Origin of the sequence: Proteus genomosp. 6 (assembly GCF_040139785.1) — a bacterium.
Taxonomy (GTDB): domain Bacteria; phylum Pseudomonadota; class Gammaproteobacteria; order Enterobacterales; family Enterobacteriaceae; genus Proteus.
Genome location: NZ_JBEEVJ010000012.1, coordinates 120,607 through 137,819, shown reverse-complemented (window position 1 = coordinate 137,819; position 17,213 = coordinate 120,607). Strand labels below are relative to the sequence as shown.

Genomic DNA, 17,213 nt, shown 5'->3' with positions numbered 1-17,213 from the left:
TCGCTACCTTTATTTAAATTAACAGTCCCGTTTTTAATCGGCTTAGATTTACCTTTTAAACGTAGGGTAAATGAAGCGGAAACCACACCCGAAGTAGAAACACTCCAACTGTTTTGACGTACCTCGGCTAAAAAGGCATAGCCAATCCCCGAAGGGAACTCCACTTTAAAGGCATGAACTTCATCATTTTCATACGCGGTACGTAATGTTTCTTGTCCTTCATCATCGGTGAAATTACCATTAATGGTGAGTTCTGCAGGTGCGGATAATCCATTGGTAACTTCTTGCTCCTCAGAGCAGAGCGTGGTGACATCAATATCTGATTTCTGCCCACCGGTATAACTGATTTCTTTTGTTGAACAAGAAATCCCTAAAAATACCGCATCAGCAGGGTTAACTTCAGTTGCGGGTAATTTCGAGACACTGATTTTAGTGCCTTGTGTTTTTTCATATTTACTAGACATGATCATTTCCTATTGGCATAAAAAAACCACCCGAAGGTGGCTTTAGTGTGAATAATAAGGCGATGCTATTGCCAAACTTGGCACTCAAATGTTGCTCTAAACAATCCTGTATCTGGCTCGTAGTCTTGTTTCTCTGAAATTTCAACAGGGCTTAATTTTGTTAAGGCATTAGCAAATAACAAGCGAAGCGTTCTCGCCTCATCAATCGTATCGGCATAAACATCAACCTGAATATTCGTCATCGTTTCGGCTCGCCCTTTCAGTACATCGCCTTTGACATCGTACAAAGAGAAGGCACACCAAGGCGCTGTTATTGCAGGGCTTGATTGTGGAGCAACATACGGAAAAACTTTATCAGGTAATACGGGTGATAAAATTGCGTAGATATCCGCCTCTGTCATTTTCCTAGCGCCTCATCAATCGCTCTATTTAATTCGCTAATAGCTAAATTGGCTGCCTTATCCGATTCACGATCAAAAGTGGGACGTATAAAAGGCCTTGGCGCCATTTTAGAAGTACCCTCTTCAAGAAAGCGCCAATAAAAGGCATTGTTAGGATGATCACTTTTCATGGATGTATCACTGTTTGTGCCTGATGCGTTACTCCCTCGAACATAAACGCCCGAAGAAACCTCGCCTTTATTGCGCATTCTGTGATTACGGGTCACTATATTTCGTGCTAATTTTCCCGTTTTTCGTGGTGCGGATGTTCTGATTTCATCACGTAATAACGTTGCGGCCGCATTGGTTGCTTTTCGCATCGCTTGATGACTTTCAGCTCGACTTAAAACATCTAACTCTCTTGATAAATCGAGTAGATCGGAGAAATCCAAGTTCATGATTGTTTAACTCCTTGTTTGCATAGCAATTCTAATCGAGTCAATTTCTCATCAGGGATGACTGACTGAATATCATAAATTTGCTCACGCCAAACCATTCTGCAGGTACTGTTAATATCGGGTCGATAACGCATCCACACTCTAACCGTAACCTCTGACATTTCAGCATTAGCGGATATCAGCTCACGACCAGAAAGATGTTTTACTTCGCACCACGTTGTCGCAATATCAATCCATTTGTTGTGAGGTTGGCCTGATGGTAACCGCTCTGATACGTATCTTTGAAAAGTAACACGATGTCGAAGCTTACCTATTTTCATAACACACCTTATAAATTGATATAACGGTAAGGATCGAGTAGGGCATAGAATGCAGAAGGTATCGACGCGCTTTCTCTGTATTCATAGAAATAGCTCACTGCAATCATTAACGCTAATTCAATATCAGAGGTAATAATTAAACCGTCAGGATCATTTGCAGGTACATCTTTTTCATATAATGTACGATTGATATAGGTTTCCGCTCGTTTTTTCGATGCCCCAAGATATTGTATTAATAACTCATCTTCTAACGTGTAGTCATCATCAATACGGCATTGTCGCTTCAATTTTTCCAGTGTGGGTAGTGGCATAAATCCCCCAATACCTGCGACCATCCAGATCGCAGGCACAAAAAAACCGCAATTAAGCGGTACTTGATTGACTCAGTGTTATTTAAAACTATTTTGTCGCGCTTTTACCCACCAGCGCTTTAATGGCAGAAGTATCTTCAAGTACGCAGTCAAAACGATGGAAGGCTAAGAACGCAGTTTGGTCATAATCAGCATAACGTTCAACCAAACGTTTTAACGTCATGTAGGTAACACGGCGTAAAATGAAGCGGTCAAAGTCACCACAGAAGATGAATTTTTTACCCGCTTCCATTTTGTCGATGGCCTGATCCACAACATATTGCATACCTAAAATTTGTGCCGGTGCAACACCTGAAATAGACGGAAGCCATAAAGGACGCTTTTGCGCATCCTCCATTAATTTTAGGTTTTTCAACGTATCATCATTAAAGGCAAGACGGAATTTAGGGCTATTGCGGTAAGCAGGATCAATCGCATGCTCTAATTCGGCAATATCTTTCCAGTTTAATGATGCACCTGATGCCTCAACCGTGCCTGTCACCGCAGTTTCCAAACCTGAAGGCTGTTGAGGTGTTCCTGTACCAGTACCTTTAATTAAGTATTTTGCTTCACCACGACCAATGCGTTGAGCAATACGCGAAGCCAAATAGGCTTGAATATCCACACCACTATCTTGCAGTAGCTCATTGGATACACGGATGATTTTCGATGTTAATTTTTTGGCCCCTAAAATGGCGGTGCCAAACTCAACATCTTGCTCACCTGCTGCGGTATTTTCGCCCAGTAATTCACCTTCTTCATTAGTACCATCAGATGTTGACCACGTAATATCTTGACCGGTGGCAGTTGATAAAATTTGAGCCACACTTGCGATACCACCATAGGCTTTCATTTGATCAACAATCTTATTTAACATCTGAGTAGGAACAGTGTAACCCCCTTTTTCATCAGGTGAGGTGCCTTGAGCGCGGATCTCTTTTACCGCTTGACGCTCTTCAGCAGTAAGTTCACCAAAACCACAGCGCAGGAAGCGGTCAAACGCTTGATTGCGACGCTCTGCTTGCTCTGTTTCAGGGTTATTCGGTTGTTGACCACGCTGTTCTTTCTCTTTGTCATCAACCAAATCTTGATCTAATGAGCGTAGTTGCTCTTCACGCTGAATCTGAGCATCTAAATTTTCAAGTTCAGTTTGCGCTTTATTCCATTGAGTGCGTTGCTCTTCAGTCATCACACCATCACCCACTTTTTCGTGAATGGCGCGCATATCAATCGCGATAGTGTTACGTTTTTGTTTTAATTCATGAAGCTTCATAGTCATAGTATTACCTTATGCATTGAGTAAAGTCATAAGACGCTCACGCGCCAATTTTTGATTAATTGCTTTTTGGAGATCGCCACTGTCTCTGGCTTCTTTCCATGCATTCATTGAGCGAACCGCAGAGTCTGCATCTTGATACGCCGGATAGGTGACAGGGCTAACATCATAGAGTCGAGAAAATCGTGTTATCTCACGAATAACGACACCTTCATCATCTTGGTACCAGTCTTCACCATCCCGCGCGACACGAAAGGCAAAAGAACTTTGATTGATATCGCCACGTTGCATCGGTGCCAACACTAAATCACGAATGGTTTGTGTATCAGGTGCCGTAATATCGTAAACAAGCCCACGTTCATTGACGCTAAGCGATAATGTGCCTGCGGTTGTTCGCCCTAAAATATAATTTGGATCGTGATTAAATAACCCGCGCACATCATCATTGAGTACATCATCAAATGCGCCCGGTTTAATGATTTCACGGAACCCATAAATAAGCTCAGATCGGGAATCGAAAACAGAGCCTAAACCCACGATATGTGTCGGTTTATTTTCTTCTCCTGCTTCCGCCCGAACCTCACCGACATAACATCGTGTTTCTTTTTCACTGCTCATCGTTATCCCCTTTCGATTCTTCTGTTTTTCCCCCTGCGGGCTGAGTGGCATTGACGCTCACTAACATTTCATCAAGGCCATCAACAGGATTCATATCCTCAAAGGCACGCGCCTCATTACGACTCATCCAACCATCTGTAATGGCAAAATGATAAAAATCGGCTCGCTCTTTCGGTGTCCCTCGCAACAACCCCGCTAAATTAAATCGCACATAAAAGCCGGCCACTCGCTCTTGTCGAGTAAACAAGCGTCGATTTAATTCCTGCTCCCAGTTCACTACCCATGGCATGATGGTATGCCGTACAAACTGAATGGATTGTTCTGAGATGTTTGAGAAAGTGGCTTTTTCGAGGTCGTTAATCATGTGAGCTGGCACATTGAAGATCCCTGCAATCATTGAGCGATTCAGTTTCAACATATCAATCAATTGAGCATCAACAGGAGAAACCGTCAGCGCCTTGTAATCCAGATCGGCAGGTAAAAGCATGGTTTTATTTTCTTGACTTCGTAACATTCGGGAAGCTTTTTGCCACATATCTTTCAGTCGCTCCCAGCCGTCTTTCTGTAAATCACCCTTCACTGAGACGATACCTGCCGGACGAGCATTACCACCGAAAAACGAACTTGTGTATTTCTGCCCGGACATACCCATGCCGATGGTTTCCGCATGTTGAATGATTGGGCTGATCCCCATTCTTTGATTATTCCCTAACGCCCGAATATGGATCATGTCATCGGGGCTAATAGCAAAGTTACCCAATTCGTTATAAACGCCGTAAGTGTATCGACCACCGGTATTAAGCAGTGTGGTTTCCCACGGCATACAGGCTTCTAGGTTTGTCACCTCGCCTTTTCGGTTACGAATAACTTGGGTATAACCATTTCCCCAACCCAACACATGACGCTCTTTTGTTTCGCGCCACTTATAACTGGTTTGCCACTCGTTAGGCTCATCATGAACTAAATAAAACAAAGGATGATCACGCGCAGTTTCTACTCTATTACCCGACTTTCGCATTACATGCAGTGGCATCTGGGCAATAGACGATGAAAGCACATAAATACAGGCATAGACTGCGGCTAATTTCATGGATGTTTCAGGGCTAACATATACATCAGCCGTAAATAATCCGTCATTATCAATAGAGTCAGCCGTAATCGGTGTGTTAGGGTTCTCTAAACTGGATGAGTCGTTGCGAAATAGAGCATCAATTAACACGTTTCCCCCTCATAGCTACCGCCAAGGCATAGGTTATTGCAATGCAACCACCGATAATCAGCGTGTTAGCAACACCATATTTTAGATAACACCCCGCCATAACCGCACCAACACCAGCCAGTGCAGTGATATCAAGTAATAAGTTTTTCATAGGAATAAAAGGTCTTCGTTAGGATCTAAAGAGGAAAGGAAGTCACGCTCTTCATGTAGCATTGCTCGCCCAATTGCCATAATTAATGCAACTGCACCGTCAATTTTGTTCTCGTTCTGCTCTTTAATGGGCCTCACCACATCGTCATTACCTGGTAGATATTTACCAACCACATTCCCCATACACCATGTCATAATCGGATTACCATCATGATGAAAGCGCCCAGAAGCAATTGCAGCTTCAAGCTCTTTCATTGGATCCGACATATTTGTGTAGTTTTGAACGATTGTGATAGGGTTTAGCCCTTCATCGGCTAACTGATGCGATAAGTTAGTTGCTCCATGAGGGTCAATTGGGCTTTCACTAATGGGTGTATTGAGGTTATCTGCTATTGCATCTTCCAAAATAACGCGGTAATCAATCTCCGCGCCATCAGTGAGGGTTAAATGTTTTGTTTCTACCCATTTTTTAAATCGCTCTGCAGTACGCTGATTTTCAATATCGGCACTAAAAACTGCATTGTAGGGCACATAAAAACTGGGTGAAATGCAGTAATAATGACGTTTGCCTTCTATTTCACGAGTAAACAACTTTACCCGCGAATTCATATCGATTTTTCTAGCTAAGTCAAGAGCTTGATAGCAAGACTGACCTTCAAACATCTCTAACGTGAGTGTTTTATCTTCACACGCTCGCCAACTCAACATATTAAAGAAAGCCGAACGAGCAGAAACCCAAATATTTAAATGTTTAGTTTTGAAAATACTGGCTAATCGAGGGTTATTTTTAGCTCTATTTTGCTGACTAATAAGAAACTCACTATAAACAGAAACCCCCATATTGGGATTAGCTTTCTTCAGTGTATTCGGATCAGTCCAATCATCTTTTTCATCAACGGTATAAATGACACCAAATAATTCATCATTAGGCACTGTTCCATTGAGCATTTCGATCACTTCACGGCGCTTATCGTAACAAGGCCCTTCGATATTATAACCCGCCGTTGTGATAGCCCACATCAACGGCTGACGTCTTGCACCCATTCCGGTTAGCATCGTTGTGTAAAGGGAGTCACTATCATGCTCATGGTATTCATCCACGATTGCACAATGTGGAGACTGACCATCACCTGGGTCACCAATCAGCGGTTCAAAACGCGCCCCATCTTCAGGGCGATTCATGTTTTTTGCATTAACCTCAATGCCAAATGCCTCGGTTAACAACGGAGTGCGCTTACACATCAACTTAGCTGGTCTAAATACTTCCCATGCTTGTTTTTCTGTCGTAGCACCAGAATAAACCTCCGCACCAAATTCGTTATCACAAGTAAAGCAATACAGCGCAACGCCTGCGGAAATAGCTGATTTCCCATTTTTACGCGGAATTTCGGTATACACTTCACGAAAGCGACGAAGTTTTGTTCCTTTTTGAACCCACCCAAATGCACTACAAACGATAAATAGCTGCCAAGGTTCAAGCGTAATAGGCATTCGTTTAAATGCCCACTCACCTTTGGTGTGGGGCAATAACTGAATAAACTTTGCAGCTTGCTCTGCTAAATCCTTATCAAATCGATAGCGAAATTTTCGCGATTTCTCTTGCGCCATATCATCAATATGTCGCTGGCAGGCATCAATCACATACTGACATGCCACAATCTTGCCACGCACCACATCACGCGCATATTGATTTGCCGCATTGACGTTTGGGTAAGATTTACGGCTCATGATGAAATAATCCTCATAAAGGGGTTATCTTGCTTTTTTTGCCCCGCAAGACCAATTAATCGCTGACGACTACTCGGATCTAAACCCAGCATTGCGCCCGTACGATCCATTTCACTTTCTTGTTCTTTTTTTGTCGTTAAATCAGGATTTTTTATTGGCCCTCCCGTGGCGCCAATTAAGCGAGTACCATCACGCATGATCGCAATTACCGCATTACGCCAAATATGATAGGCGACACACCAACGTTCAAGCACAGCGAGATCAGTAATACATAATATGCCTTGACCACAAAGCTCCTTGATCGTGACTTCCCACATAACAACAGCAAGCTCTAGTTTGTTTTCAGTAAACCAATCTGGTGGCGTCACACCTTTTAATGGTGTGAACACCGGCTCGTCTTTATTGAGCGCTCGTTTCCCTGGATTACCGGCCAATTCTTTTCTGGCGGTAGGCTTCGGGCGACGACCAGATTTGCCCGGAGTGCCAGCCATAAATAAACCTCCAAATAATTCAGGATCCGATGCATAAATATGGCTAAACAATTAGCCAGTTTTAATTTCATTTTTCGCGGGTATAAAAATTGACTTAAGGGGGCGGTCCTATAAGGCGAAAGTGGTAGACATTTTACCCGCCCCTCCCCTATGAATAATAGGGTTGCTTTACGCTACGGAATTATTCCCTTTAAGGGGGTCAGCTTTAACCGACTCAGCAAGCCAAGCCTCTGTTCGTTTAACGCTTCCCCATAGCATCCTTGATGGTTTTAAAAAGTTAGATACCATATCAAAAACAATGCGAATACGCTGTTCAATATTTGATGCAAGCGCTCTAGGATCATCATCACATCCCCAGTGTTCAAGCTGTTCTATACGAAAAAGTATGTAATCTATGTCGATATCTACCATACGCAAGAACCATTCAGGCGCTGACTCTTCTTGTGCTTCTATCCGTTTACGTTTTAGCTCCATTAACCGAGAGTATGTTTTAATGCTATCTGCATAAGCCTTCGCAAATAATGTTGCTTGGTATTCATTCTGAGCTGATGGTAAATCAGGTAGTGTCATTATTTCCCTTCCTTTGCTGTCTTAGTTCTATGACATAGAATACATAACGACTGCAGGTTCTCTTCTGCATCGGTACCCCCATGTGCTTTAGCAGTGATGTGATCAACTGTTTTCGCTTCAGTGGCTCGCCCTGCTCTCAGACACTCCTGACACAGATACTTATCACGCTTGAGTATGCGTGCTCGTAGCTTATCCCATTGGGTACCGTAACCACGTTGATGACGAGACTTACCGCGCTGGTGGGTTTCCCACCCTAGATTCTGATGGTCTTCACAGTAACCGTTACGTTCTGTTGTTGTCTTAGCACATCCCTGTTTACGACATGCGCGAGGTATGCGAGGTGGCATGTGATCTCCTGTAATCTAAAGAGGCGAATAATCCTCATTGATTTTAAAGGCGGGATTTCTCACCTTTACTTCTGACTGCACCACGTTCTGTTGACAGCATCAGCATATGCTTTACGGTTGGCTTGCACGGCTCTGTCAAGTTCAGCAATAGCGATAGCGTTCTGCTTTATTTGGCTTATCACATCATTATCAGGCTGATCCTTGGTATCTAGCTCTGACTTATTACCGACAAGCACACCTTTGAACTCAGCCGAATTAATAAAGGCATCTTTAATAAAAAATTCGCCAGAAGATTGAAAGAAGAAAGGTGGAATTGATTTAGGCCTCACACCCACATCTTGCATCAGTTGCTTAATGCGAGTGAGTTGCTCTTCTAACTTATCTAACTCAGTGGTATCTACTGAAACTTTTAATTGAATAGTGTTATCTGACATTGTGTTCTCCAATAAAAAACCATCAGCTATTAACTGATGGCTATCTAATAAACTCTATCAACGCCACTCAATGAATGACGTTTGTAGAATTAAATATGTTTATGTCTCTCCATAGTCACGCCGTTTCTTCTACCTACAGCTGACGTTGCTGATAATGACCGAAAAATAACAAAATGGTGGTATTCGTTGTTTTTGATTCTCACTATGCGCTCTCTGTCGAGAATAAAACAGGTCATGGCTAACATAGGAGACGGCGACAACGCAACGCATTAAAAAGTCCCGCTATTGCGAGACGATTGTTTTCTAAAAACTTACATTGATTATTAACAGATTGAATGAAGATATATTGGTAATCTATTGTTTTCACATATACTAGTGAAATCCCTGCGGGAGCCCAAACTCACAGAGTTATTTTTATCTTGCTTTTTTTATTTAGGTAAGAGATAGGTTAATCAGAATTATCAATCTAGTATATATACCTACTTAAGCTATACTAAGTAGCTATCGCTATACTTTAATTGATATCTTGTCAGTCTTGCCCACATACCCATGCTGGGCTTTTTTTAACTCCATTTGATGGCAAACAATCAATAAACTTTGACTGATATCATTATTTAATATCTCGCCCATGTATATCCTATTTATGACATTTGACTTTACCTATAGAGTCATTTGATTAGCCATTATTGTATATAAATTTCTTGCCTATTTTATTTTGCGCTCCATTTCTATGTGGGCGCATTTTTTATTGAGGTAACTCAAAGACAAACGATAGCTTTCTCGTTATACTATTTCTACTCCTATAACAACAATCCTCTCCTCTGGTTCGATACCTTACTTTTCAGCCCATACCTCACATGGGCTTTTTTAATTTACACACTCAGTTCTAATGTAATCCTGCAACCCTTTAATTATTTGCTCTGATTCTGTAATTCGCTCTCTGAGTAACCAATAATTTCTGATAGCGGTGTCAGTAGGTCGGGCGGTGGTTGCATCATCCATGCTGGTGGCGGGATTGCTGGCGCTCTTTGGACACTCGGCTTTGATGTACACCCGTTCAGGATTACGCTCGCTAATATCACGCAACTGATCAATTTCTTTTTTTGCATTAGAAAGCTCCTGCTGATGATCACTATCGAGTTTATTTAACTTATCAATGCGCTCTTTATAATTGCTATTAATATTAATTTGCTCAGACAAATCCTTACTGAGTAATTCATTCTCGTTACTTAGCGTTTTTATTTTTGCATTTGATAAACTTAATGCCATTAATAAAGCACTTAAAAATATGAGAAAAAACCATGGGATATATTTACTCATAGCAATAACCAGGCATCTTCATAAACCTTATCTGCGTAAGGCTGATAGCCTAACTCAACACCCACGATTGCTTTTGCTAAAGAGATAGCAACCTGTTTTGATTCAGTATCTATCTTGTCATTAATACCAACACCAATCTCTTTTGATGCACGGATAATGTAGCCATTCGTGTTGTTCTCAACTGGCGGTGCATACTTATTAATGATTGCTGATACTGAGTTCAAACCATATTTACGTTGATAGGTTTGGGTTAATTTATAAATTGCTCGGATGCCGTATTCTGGCGACTCAAAGACACAGAATCGAGGGTTAGGCACTCCTGTTTCAATACCAACCAAACCTTTCCATTTATTACGGGGGTTATAGTCAATATTACCCGGATTGTTATTGCGCTCACCGCGAGCTATCTTTGCCATGTCTGACACCTCTGAATATTTGCATTATGTTTCCACGACTCAATAAGATGAGTACGCATAGTGATAAATTAATGCCGACTTCAAATGGATCAGCATGAGAATAATCATCTGTTAAGATCCGCAGTGGTACCGAACCCAATAGGATAATTAATACCCACGCAATAAATGACGCTCCGAATTTATATTGAGCACCATTACGTCGATAATTAATGAGTCGAATGACTGCGAGTAAACAAGAAAAGAAATTGATGTAAATCCAAAACATTGAGATGGTCATCTGCCACCTCCTCTGAATTTATCTATCAGATTATTAATAAATTTATTTATTCCGTCAGTCATTGCACCCGGCTTTGATATTGAGACTAAAACACCCACCAGCCCTGCTGACGAAAACATTGCCCCTACTGACTTATCAACATCACGACCACCGGTTATATCGCTGAGAATACCCGACATAAAATCAGCGCCATAAATACCAATAAGGAAAGCAACTGCAAAATAAGTCCAACGCTTTAATAGACGAATATCATGAGCAGATAAAACAAAAATAACTGCTCCCGCAAACGCCCCAATAACAACGCCAGCGTCCATACCAGCAAACAGACCTACAATTGAAACGCCCGCTAGCGATGCTGTTGTAGTGCCCGTTAACGGCTCATTCATGTGTGTAGTCCTGTTATTTGGTTAAAAAGGTGCAGACACACAGCTCTTGTGTGAAGTGATTAGTGTGTGATTGATACTGTGGTCTGCGTATTAGGAAAGGATAATTCTGGCGAAATTAACTCCACCCATGTGATTTAGTTTTTCATGCATAATGAGTTTATTGCAGAACATGTGTTGGTATATTTTACTGCCACAGCATTTAAACAACCCGCTACCATTAATTAGGTTGAGAAAAATATTAACATTGCAACCTGTTAGAATTACATCAATATAACCATCACTACGTTTCACATAATCATTATCTTCTGCAAGCTGAAATAATCTTTTAGCAGACTCATAAACATTCGCTTTTATTTTTGCTCTTTCAATAACTGCCTTTCTCCGCTCTTCGGCTATATACCGATCATTGATTGCTTTTAAATTATTAATCGTCATATCAGCCTCTAAACGAAACAATGTGAACCATCCGGAATTACCGGATAGTTGAGCTTGTAAGTAACTCTTACAAGTTCGTTTTTATTTCTTGCTCTGTTTGTTCAAAGCGCTCTTTCTCAAGCTCAACACCTAAAACCTTTCGATTAAGTTTTAATGCTGCTTTCAGAGTTGCGCCTGATCCCATAAAGAAATCAGCAACCAGATCTCCCTCACGACTGCTAGAACGAATAATGTGTTCCATCATGTCTGATGGTTTCTCGCAAGGGTGTTTACCGGGGTAATATTGAACAGGAGGATAAGTCCACACATCGGTGTAAGGAACATCTGCAGTCACAAAGAATGGTCGTCTCAATAAACCATATTCTTTTATTAACTCTTGGTAGTCTTTTTGTAAAGTGAGTTGTTCTCGTTCTAACTCACTAAAGTGACGAGATAACGGTGATAGTTTTTCTTGTTTATCAGCAATGCGTGTAAACAGTGCTTGTAACTTTTTATAATCTTCTTCGCTAGGTAATTGCCACTGACTATTACTGAACCAATGACTGCACATTTGCTTACCTGTTGTTTGGTCTATTTCTTTTGCACTCACCTGCAGTGATAAACGAGCATTTCTAAAATAATCAATCAGAGGCTTAAATACGTTCTGCTTTAGCTCTTTGCATTTTAAAGAAAATTCAGAACCTTTAGCCGTGACTGGCTTTTGATAATGTTCAGCAAAGAGAATTCGTTCTGTTGAAGGAAAAAAGGCACGGAGGCTTTCTTTATTTTGTCGTCGCCATGGTCCTGATTGTTTAGCCCAAATGATATGGCTTAATACATTAAATCGCCCACGAACAAGCAATTCAGTATCTGACGCAAGTTTAGATCCACAGAATAAATACAAACTGCCATTGGGTTTTAATACCCGCCAAAATTCAGCAAGAACACTATCAAGCCACGATAAATAAGCCTCAACACTATCCCACTGATTATCCCATGCACACGATTTCACTCTGAAATACGGTGGATCAGTCGCAATTAAATCAATGCTATTTTCGGGTAGTGTTTTCAACACAGAGAGTGCGTCGTCGTTAAATAGTTGCATCAGAAGTCCTTTTCTACGCAATAAAAAAGCCGATGACTGTTAAGCCACCAGCTTTATAAATTCTTTATATTTTTAGGCTGTACGCATATAGCTATTTCCTTGCTTTGCGACAAACCCTGCTATTTCAAACTGAGTTAATAGAAACTCACAATTTTCATTACTTAGCCCAGTTTGATTTGAAATTACTTGTACTGTTTGCCAATCACTTTTTGAAATTGTTTCAAGTACACAACTTGCCTGCGTTGTCATATCACTCTGTTTTAACATGATATTTTATACCTTTGGTTAGTTATTGTGCATAACTACACATGTAACTCTGACCAAATAGAACAGCAAGTCTTATCTTCTTTTTAATAACAAAAAACCCCGCCGAAGCGAGGTCTTGATAAAATTCAGTGTGGTAAGTAATAAGTCGCCCACTATTTAGAGATGATAAGGCAACCTTATTCAAAATGCAACTTTTAACTGTTTATCTAACCAGTTATTTTGTAACCTTGTTGAATATTGCATCTGCGCTACTCTCTTCACTAAAACATTTGCTGATTAACTTCTCATAGAACGGCTTCCAGTTACGAGACCATGTGGGTTGTGTTAGCTCAGGCACTATGTGTCTTATTGCTTGATATGCGACTGAAGATGGCATTCTCTTGTACCCTCTACCAGTACAGCGTGGGCAATCTTTAAATACAGGTACACCACCTTGTAGCTCTGTTTGCTCATCATCTAAAACCTTTCCGCGCCCTTTACAGCGACAGCGATAAGTTAACTTTCCCTTTCCATTGCAGATTTGGCACAACTCCCCAACAAGCTCATTTTTTACTTTAGGTTCAACAATAACATCGCCATTAAAATTGATAATGCCTGAATGCTTAATAACATTTTTACAATTGTAAATCACACCTTTACCTTTGCATGCTTGACATTCACAAACCGAACCTGCTGAACGAGAATAATCTTCAAACGCCATCTTTGATAAAATAACCAAACAGTAACCTAGTTTATTACCTGCTGACTTAGCTACCAGCCGTGGCGTTACTTTTAATGCGTATTTTGTTAATTGTCCAACGGCGTTGGACTTATCCTCTTCGCTCACGTCATTCTTAGCAAAAAACGCAGACATACCAAATTTGGCGCGATGTTCCGTCATGCCAAGTGCTCCTGCGGTATCCATCCCCTTCATTCTGTCGGGATCTGTACAGTTTGACGTATCGGTGATCATCGGTGACTTTGGATAAAATTGTTTTAATGCTGACTCTAGTTTCATGCTAATACTCCTCGTGCCGTACACACGTTAAATAAATGCACCGATACCTAATGAACGGTTTAAAAAATGAAATAACAATTCGAGTTGATTACCGTGAGTGGCTTCCCATTGTTTTGGGTCACGGTGTAGCTCGTCATGGTGAATGCGGCATAATGGAATAGTGAATAAGTCGTGAGCCTTAGTACCCATACCACCCATACCATGACCTATGATGTGGTGCGGATCATCAGCCTGTTGCCCACACACGCAACACGGTTGAGTTTTCACCCATTGGAGCCAGTTGATATTTTCCCAACGTTGCATTTTTGGTTTAAGAAGAAATGACGCTGGTGGCTCTGGATCTATAACAACTTTAATAACCGGCTTTATCGCATCTAGACGCTCATTCATTACAGATAATGCGGTTACGTTGCTTGGAATAATATCTGCCTCAGGAAAACCACCGTGAACTCTGCGTTCTTCTTGTTTATCTGACCAATTTAAAATCTGGCGTAATATTGCTTCGGGTAATTCATCAACCAAGCTATGCATTACTGCAAATGAGAAAAAATCAGGTATCGTTAGCTGGTGGCCACTATCTAATCTCAACCGAAAACGAATAGTATCTAACATCCAATTAATACGATTTTTATGAGCTAATTCAGCAACCCACCCTGCAGATGAATGACGAATATGGTTATCATGATGCCAACAGGTGCGGATCACGCCTGCCTCGTGAAAGGTCGTCACTAACTCATGGTGATGATAATTATCTTCATCGTTATCAATCTGACAGCATTGAATATGACGGATAACCCACGTATCCATCGGTGATACTTTATCGATGGTGTGGATCACTTTTTTGTTATTGAGAAATTGGACGATGTGCTTATTGTTTAAAATTGGCTGTTCATCACCTGTTAATGCACCTGAGGGCAACACATCTAAGCTTTTTGGCACATCACTGATGATCACACGGTGGTGCTTCTTAAATTGCTCGAGTAACTCAGCGCCTGGTTTAAGTAATACAACACCCAGTTCAGGTTGAATGTAGGGAGTTAATAATAATTTCATGCACTCACCTGTTTATTCAGCATCACCATGCGGATCAGCTCATCCGTTTTACTCTCAAAGAAATGCGGTTGGGTTTCGCGAGGATTATTAGGACTGGTCATGTTCTTCCCAAACGGACAGCCTCTAGCAGTAGCAATAGGCGCTCCTGTGATCTCAGGAGCGGTCGAAATTTCATCAATAACAATTAATCCATTCATGTTATTTCTCTCCACTTTTACTCGTGACCGTACATCACTCTTTTACTATGCTGACGAATGGTTATTTCAAGCTTCCCGCCTTTAATAACGTCCATCCATTCAACATCCATTTTTTTAATCTGTTTATCATCGCCCCATACACCCGCATGAGTAAGCGCATCAAAAGGTGCTTTTAAGAAATTATCAATATCTCTAGCTTGCTTAGTTGGTGGATATAATTTCACTGAAACAAATCACTCTCAATAGCTTTAGGTCTACGCTTTAATTGTTCATAGACTGCTGCAATCGCATTTGCTCTAAAGGCTCGCCCTTTTGCACTAACTAAGGTTCCTCTCTTTGTGTTTCTCCAATAGGTGTTCACACTAGGTGGAAATGGCAACGTGAGCATGAGTTCAGGCATAAGTCCCCCATAAGCCAATCAATAATGTCACTACAAACCAAAACCCAACAAACAAAATGTATTTAGTTAGCATTACTGAGCCTCCTGTGACATTTCAGTCGCTTGTTTCCAAATGCTGCTCCATGCTTGACGACCAGAGAACTCACTCATACGACGAATGCCTGTCTTACCCGCTAATTCAAGTGCGATCTCTTCAATACGATTTTGAGGTTTAGAACGAGAGCCAATTAAGCGAGAGAAAGCACTGTCACGCTCAACAGTATCAACTTGAACCTTTGGCTCGTTCTTTGGCTCTTGGCTACGAACGGTCAGCTCATCAAAATGTTTACGTAATTTACGAGGGCTTAAAATATTTTGGTGCCAGAATGAATCTTTGTTGGCCCAATCGAACAAGGCACAAATTTGTTCATGGGTACGTCCATCGATTTGGCGCATCAAACGAATATCGTTCGCCCAGTCATACCAAGTAGGCTCTAGCGCAGATGGATTCAGTTTTTTAACACGACCAAACATCCATTTCGCCGTTTTCAAATCACCTTCATCGCCCCATTTCTGACCATTAGGGCTGTAAATCACTGCTTCGGGATAACGAGTTAAAAAATCATTTTTCGGCTGGTCGCTGGATTCGCCAGAATTCTGCGACGAATGATCTGTTTCTGTTGTACTCTCTGAAGTAATCTCTGTTGTATTCTCTGTAAGAACAGACCATTTTGACCCGTTCAGAACAGCGCATTTTGAACTGTTTGAAGGTTTCAATTTGCGCTTATCGATAAGGTCATTTTGAACTGTTCGATTAGATGAGTTATCACCGTTCGATTGGGTCATATTGACCTCATCGGTCAGCAAGTGGTGATCGTAATTAATCGCATAATAATTAGTACGGTCATGGTTAGATTTATTGATTTGCTCGATGCGTAAAACGCCCTGCTTTTTTAAATTAGTAAAAGCACGTTTAATCGTTGATTCAGAGAAAAAAGGAAATTGATTCTTCCACTCTTCGACTGTGTTATAAATCCAGCGTGAGCCGTCATATTCAACACCTGAAGTAGTTTCAGTTAGCCAATATTGAATTTGCTGTAACAGCATCGCCTCATTTAAACCAAGGCGTACCGCTAATTCAGGAATAACGACTAAAGGGCGACTTTTTAGTAATAATAAACTCATCTTGCCACCTCATTACTTAATACGTGTGTAATTCTCTTTAAATCGTTGTAAGGGTTCACATTGTGGATCGTCACAACCATCCAGCATAAAAATGACTCGCTGTTTTTCTCTGTCATAACGAACAACATGAACAACGATACCCCTGTGATTTTTGTAGTAGCGATCAAGTTGGTTTGGGTTCTCATTGCTCATTGCCCCGCTCTCCACTTGAAAAATAAAAATCAGCCCATGCCTTTTTAAGCGACTGTCTATCTACCAAATCTGTTTTTTGTTGGTAGTTGTTTGGTTGTTCGTCAGAGGCTATGATTTCCACATAGCGAAATGACTGACTACCCGAGACAGGTAAACAACGGAATTGCTTTTTAGGTATTAAATGCGCTAATCTACTCATGCTAATTTCTCTTCACACAAT

26 protein-coding genes and 2 pseudogenes are annotated in these 17,213 nt (G+C 41.1%); all 28 read right to left on the bottom strand.

Annotated features, from left to right (window positions below; all coding sequences use genetic code 11):
- Positions 1 to 464: phage tail tube protein (locus ABN212_RS15080; protein ID WP_349443375.1), on the bottom strand; the 464-nt coding region annotated here is incomplete at its 3' end.
- A 65-nt stretch (positions 465 to 529) separates the two neighbouring features.
- On the bottom strand, positions 530 to 865 hold the full coding sequence (locus ABN212_RS15075; protein WP_349443374.1) for a hypothetical protein: 336 nt from the start codon (positions 863 to 865) through the stop codon (positions 530 to 532).
- Positions 862 to 1,302, bottom strand: a complete 441-nt coding sequence (locus tag ABN212_RS15070; RefSeq protein WP_023582509.1) for an HK97-gp10 family putative phage morphogenesis protein — start codon at positions 1,300 to 1,302, stop codon at positions 862 to 864. The genes ABN212_RS15075 and ABN212_RS15070 overlap by 4 nt, the downstream gene beginning before the upstream one ends.
- Complete coding sequence (locus ABN212_RS15065; protein ID WP_109409623.1) at positions 1,299 to 1,622, bottom strand: phage head closure protein; 324 nt, start codon at positions 1,620 to 1,622, stop codon at positions 1,299 to 1,301. Before ABN212_RS15065 ends, ABN212_RS15070 begins: the two co-directional genes overlap by 4 nt.
- Before the next feature lie 8 nt (positions 1,623 to 1,630).
- A complete protein-coding gene (locus ABN212_RS15060) occupies positions 1,631 to 1,933 on the bottom strand; it encodes a head-tail connector protein (RefSeq protein WP_109397690.1) in 303 nt (100 codons plus the stop codon).
- An 88-nt stretch (positions 1,934 to 2,021) separates the two neighbouring features.
- Positions 2,022 to 3,245 carry a phage major capsid protein gene (locus tag ABN212_RS15055; protein WP_109409667.1) on the bottom strand — a complete coding sequence of 408 codons (1,224 nt, stop codon included), beginning with the start codon at positions 3,243 to 3,245 and terminating at the stop codon, positions 2,022 to 2,024.
- A gap of 15 nt (positions 3,246 to 3,260) precedes the next feature.
- Positions 3,261 to 3,866: an HK97 family phage prohead protease gene (locus ABN212_RS15050; RefSeq protein ID WP_006533922.1), complete on the bottom strand. Its 606-nt coding sequence runs from the start codon at positions 3,864 to 3,866 to the stop codon at positions 3,261 to 3,263.
- A complete protein-coding gene (locus ABN212_RS15045) occupies positions 3,856 to 5,085 on the bottom strand; it encodes a phage portal protein (RefSeq protein WP_349443373.1) in 1,230 nt (409 codons plus the stop codon). The genes ABN212_RS15050 and ABN212_RS15045 overlap by 11 nt, the downstream gene beginning before the upstream one ends.
- Positions 5,075 to 5,236, bottom strand: a complete 162-nt coding sequence (locus tag ABN212_RS15040; protein ID WP_006533924.1) for a hypothetical protein — start codon at positions 5,234 to 5,236, stop codon at positions 5,075 to 5,077. Before ABN212_RS15040 ends, ABN212_RS15045 begins: the two co-directional genes overlap by 11 nt.
- Positions 5,233 to 6,963, bottom strand: a complete 1,731-nt coding sequence (locus ABN212_RS15035) for a terminase large subunit (RefSeq protein ID WP_260273952.1) — start codon at positions 6,961 to 6,963, stop codon at positions 5,233 to 5,235. The genes ABN212_RS15040 and ABN212_RS15035 overlap by 4 nt, the downstream gene beginning before the upstream one ends.
- Complete coding sequence (locus tag ABN212_RS15030; protein WP_161706117.1) at positions 6,960 to 7,454, bottom strand: phage terminase small subunit P27 family; 495 nt, start codon at positions 7,452 to 7,454, stop codon at positions 6,960 to 6,962. The genes ABN212_RS15035 and ABN212_RS15030 overlap by 4 nt, the downstream gene beginning before the upstream one ends.
- A gap of 168 nt (positions 7,455 to 7,622) precedes the next feature.
- The gene (locus tag ABN212_RS15025) at positions 7,623 to 8,024 is read right to left on the bottom strand and encodes a hypothetical protein (protein WP_198794133.1); all 402 of its coding nucleotides are present in this window, start codon (positions 8,022 to 8,024) and stop codon (positions 7,623 to 7,625) included.
- Entirely contained in the window at positions 8,024 to 8,371 is a 348-nt protein-coding gene (locus ABN212_RS15020; protein ID WP_198794132.1) for an HNH endonuclease, read from the bottom strand. The genes ABN212_RS15025 and ABN212_RS15020 overlap by 1 nt, the downstream gene beginning before the upstream one ends.
- Before the next feature lie 65 nt (positions 8,372 to 8,436).
- On the bottom strand, positions 8,437 to 8,805 hold the full coding sequence (locus ABN212_RS15015) for a hypothetical protein (RefSeq protein WP_198794131.1): 369 nt from the start codon (positions 8,803 to 8,805) through the stop codon (positions 8,437 to 8,439).
- 867 nt (positions 8,806 to 9,672) lie between these two features.
- Positions 9,673 to 10,125, bottom strand: coding sequence for a lysis protein (locus ABN212_RS15010; RefSeq protein WP_109373192.1), 453 nt, complete (start codon positions 10,123 to 10,125; stop codon positions 9,673 to 9,675).
- The gene (locus ABN212_RS15005; protein WP_109373191.1) at positions 10,122 to 10,541 is read right to left on the bottom strand and encodes a structural protein; all 420 of its coding nucleotides are present in this window, start codon (positions 10,539 to 10,541) and stop codon (positions 10,122 to 10,124) included. Before ABN212_RS15005 ends, ABN212_RS15010 begins: the two co-directional genes overlap by 4 nt.
- Positions 10,519 to 10,818: a phage holin family protein gene (locus tag ABN212_RS15000; protein WP_109373190.1), complete on the bottom strand. Its 300-nt coding sequence runs from the start codon at positions 10,816 to 10,818 to the stop codon at positions 10,519 to 10,521. The genes ABN212_RS15005 and ABN212_RS15000 overlap by 23 nt, the downstream gene beginning before the upstream one ends.
- A complete protein-coding gene (locus tag ABN212_RS14995) occupies positions 10,815 to 11,204 on the bottom strand; it encodes a putative holin (RefSeq protein ID WP_109373189.1) in 390 nt (129 codons plus the stop codon). Before ABN212_RS14995 ends, ABN212_RS15000 begins: the two co-directional genes overlap by 4 nt.
- A gap of 90 nt (positions 11,205 to 11,294) precedes the next feature.
- Positions 11,295 to 11,639 (bottom strand): hypothetical protein, encoded by a 345-nt coding sequence (locus ABN212_RS14990; protein ID WP_109373188.1) that lies wholly within the window; start codon positions 11,637 to 11,639, stop codon positions 11,295 to 11,297.
- Positions 11,640 to 11,706: 67 nt separating this feature from the next.
- A complete protein-coding gene (locus tag ABN212_RS14985) occupies positions 11,707 to 12,723 on the bottom strand; it encodes a DNA-methyltransferase (RefSeq protein ID WP_109373187.1) in 1,017 nt (338 codons plus the stop codon).
- Positions 12,724 to 12,795: 72 nt separating this feature from the next.
- Positions 12,796 to 12,990, bottom strand: coding sequence for a hypothetical protein (locus ABN212_RS14980; protein ID WP_198794130.1), 195 nt, complete (start codon positions 12,988 to 12,990; stop codon positions 12,796 to 12,798).
- Between the two features lie 214 nt (positions 12,991 to 13,204).
- Entirely contained in the window at positions 13,205 to 13,987 is a 783-nt protein-coding gene (locus ABN212_RS14975) for an antitermination protein (RefSeq protein WP_234566617.1), read from the bottom strand.
- A gap of 27 nt (positions 13,988 to 14,014) precedes the next feature.
- Positions 14,015 to 15,040, bottom strand: coding sequence for a DUF968 domain-containing protein (locus ABN212_RS14970; RefSeq protein WP_349443372.1), 1,026 nt, complete (start codon positions 15,038 to 15,040; stop codon positions 14,015 to 14,017).
- Positions 15,037 to 15,171, bottom strand: a pseudogene (locus tag ABN212_RS14965) (KilA-N domain-containing protein); the annotation flags it as partial. The pseudogene ABN212_RS14965 and the gene ABN212_RS14970, both read right to left, overlap by 4 nt.
- Positions 15,172 to 15,254: 83 nt before the next feature.
- A pseudogene (locus ABN212_RS14960) lies at positions 15,255 to 15,637 on the bottom strand (RusA family crossover junction endodeoxyribonuclease).
- A gap of 72 nt (positions 15,638 to 15,709) precedes the next feature.
- Positions 15,710 to 16,801 carry a replication protein gene (locus ABN212_RS14955; RefSeq protein WP_109372917.1) on the bottom strand — a complete coding sequence of 364 codons (1,092 nt, stop codon included), beginning with the start codon at positions 16,799 to 16,801 and terminating at the stop codon, positions 15,710 to 15,712.
- Between the two features lie 12 nt (positions 16,802 to 16,813).
- Complete coding sequence (locus ABN212_RS14950) at positions 16,814 to 16,993, bottom strand: DUF4222 domain-containing protein (protein ID WP_196573991.1); 180 nt, start codon at positions 16,991 to 16,993, stop codon at positions 16,814 to 16,816.
- Entirely contained in the window at positions 16,983 to 17,192 is a 210-nt protein-coding gene (locus tag ABN212_RS14945) for a hypothetical protein (RefSeq protein WP_196573990.1), read from the bottom strand. Before ABN212_RS14945 ends, ABN212_RS14950 begins: the two co-directional genes overlap by 11 nt.
- Positions 17,193 to 17,213: the final 21 nt, after the last annotated feature.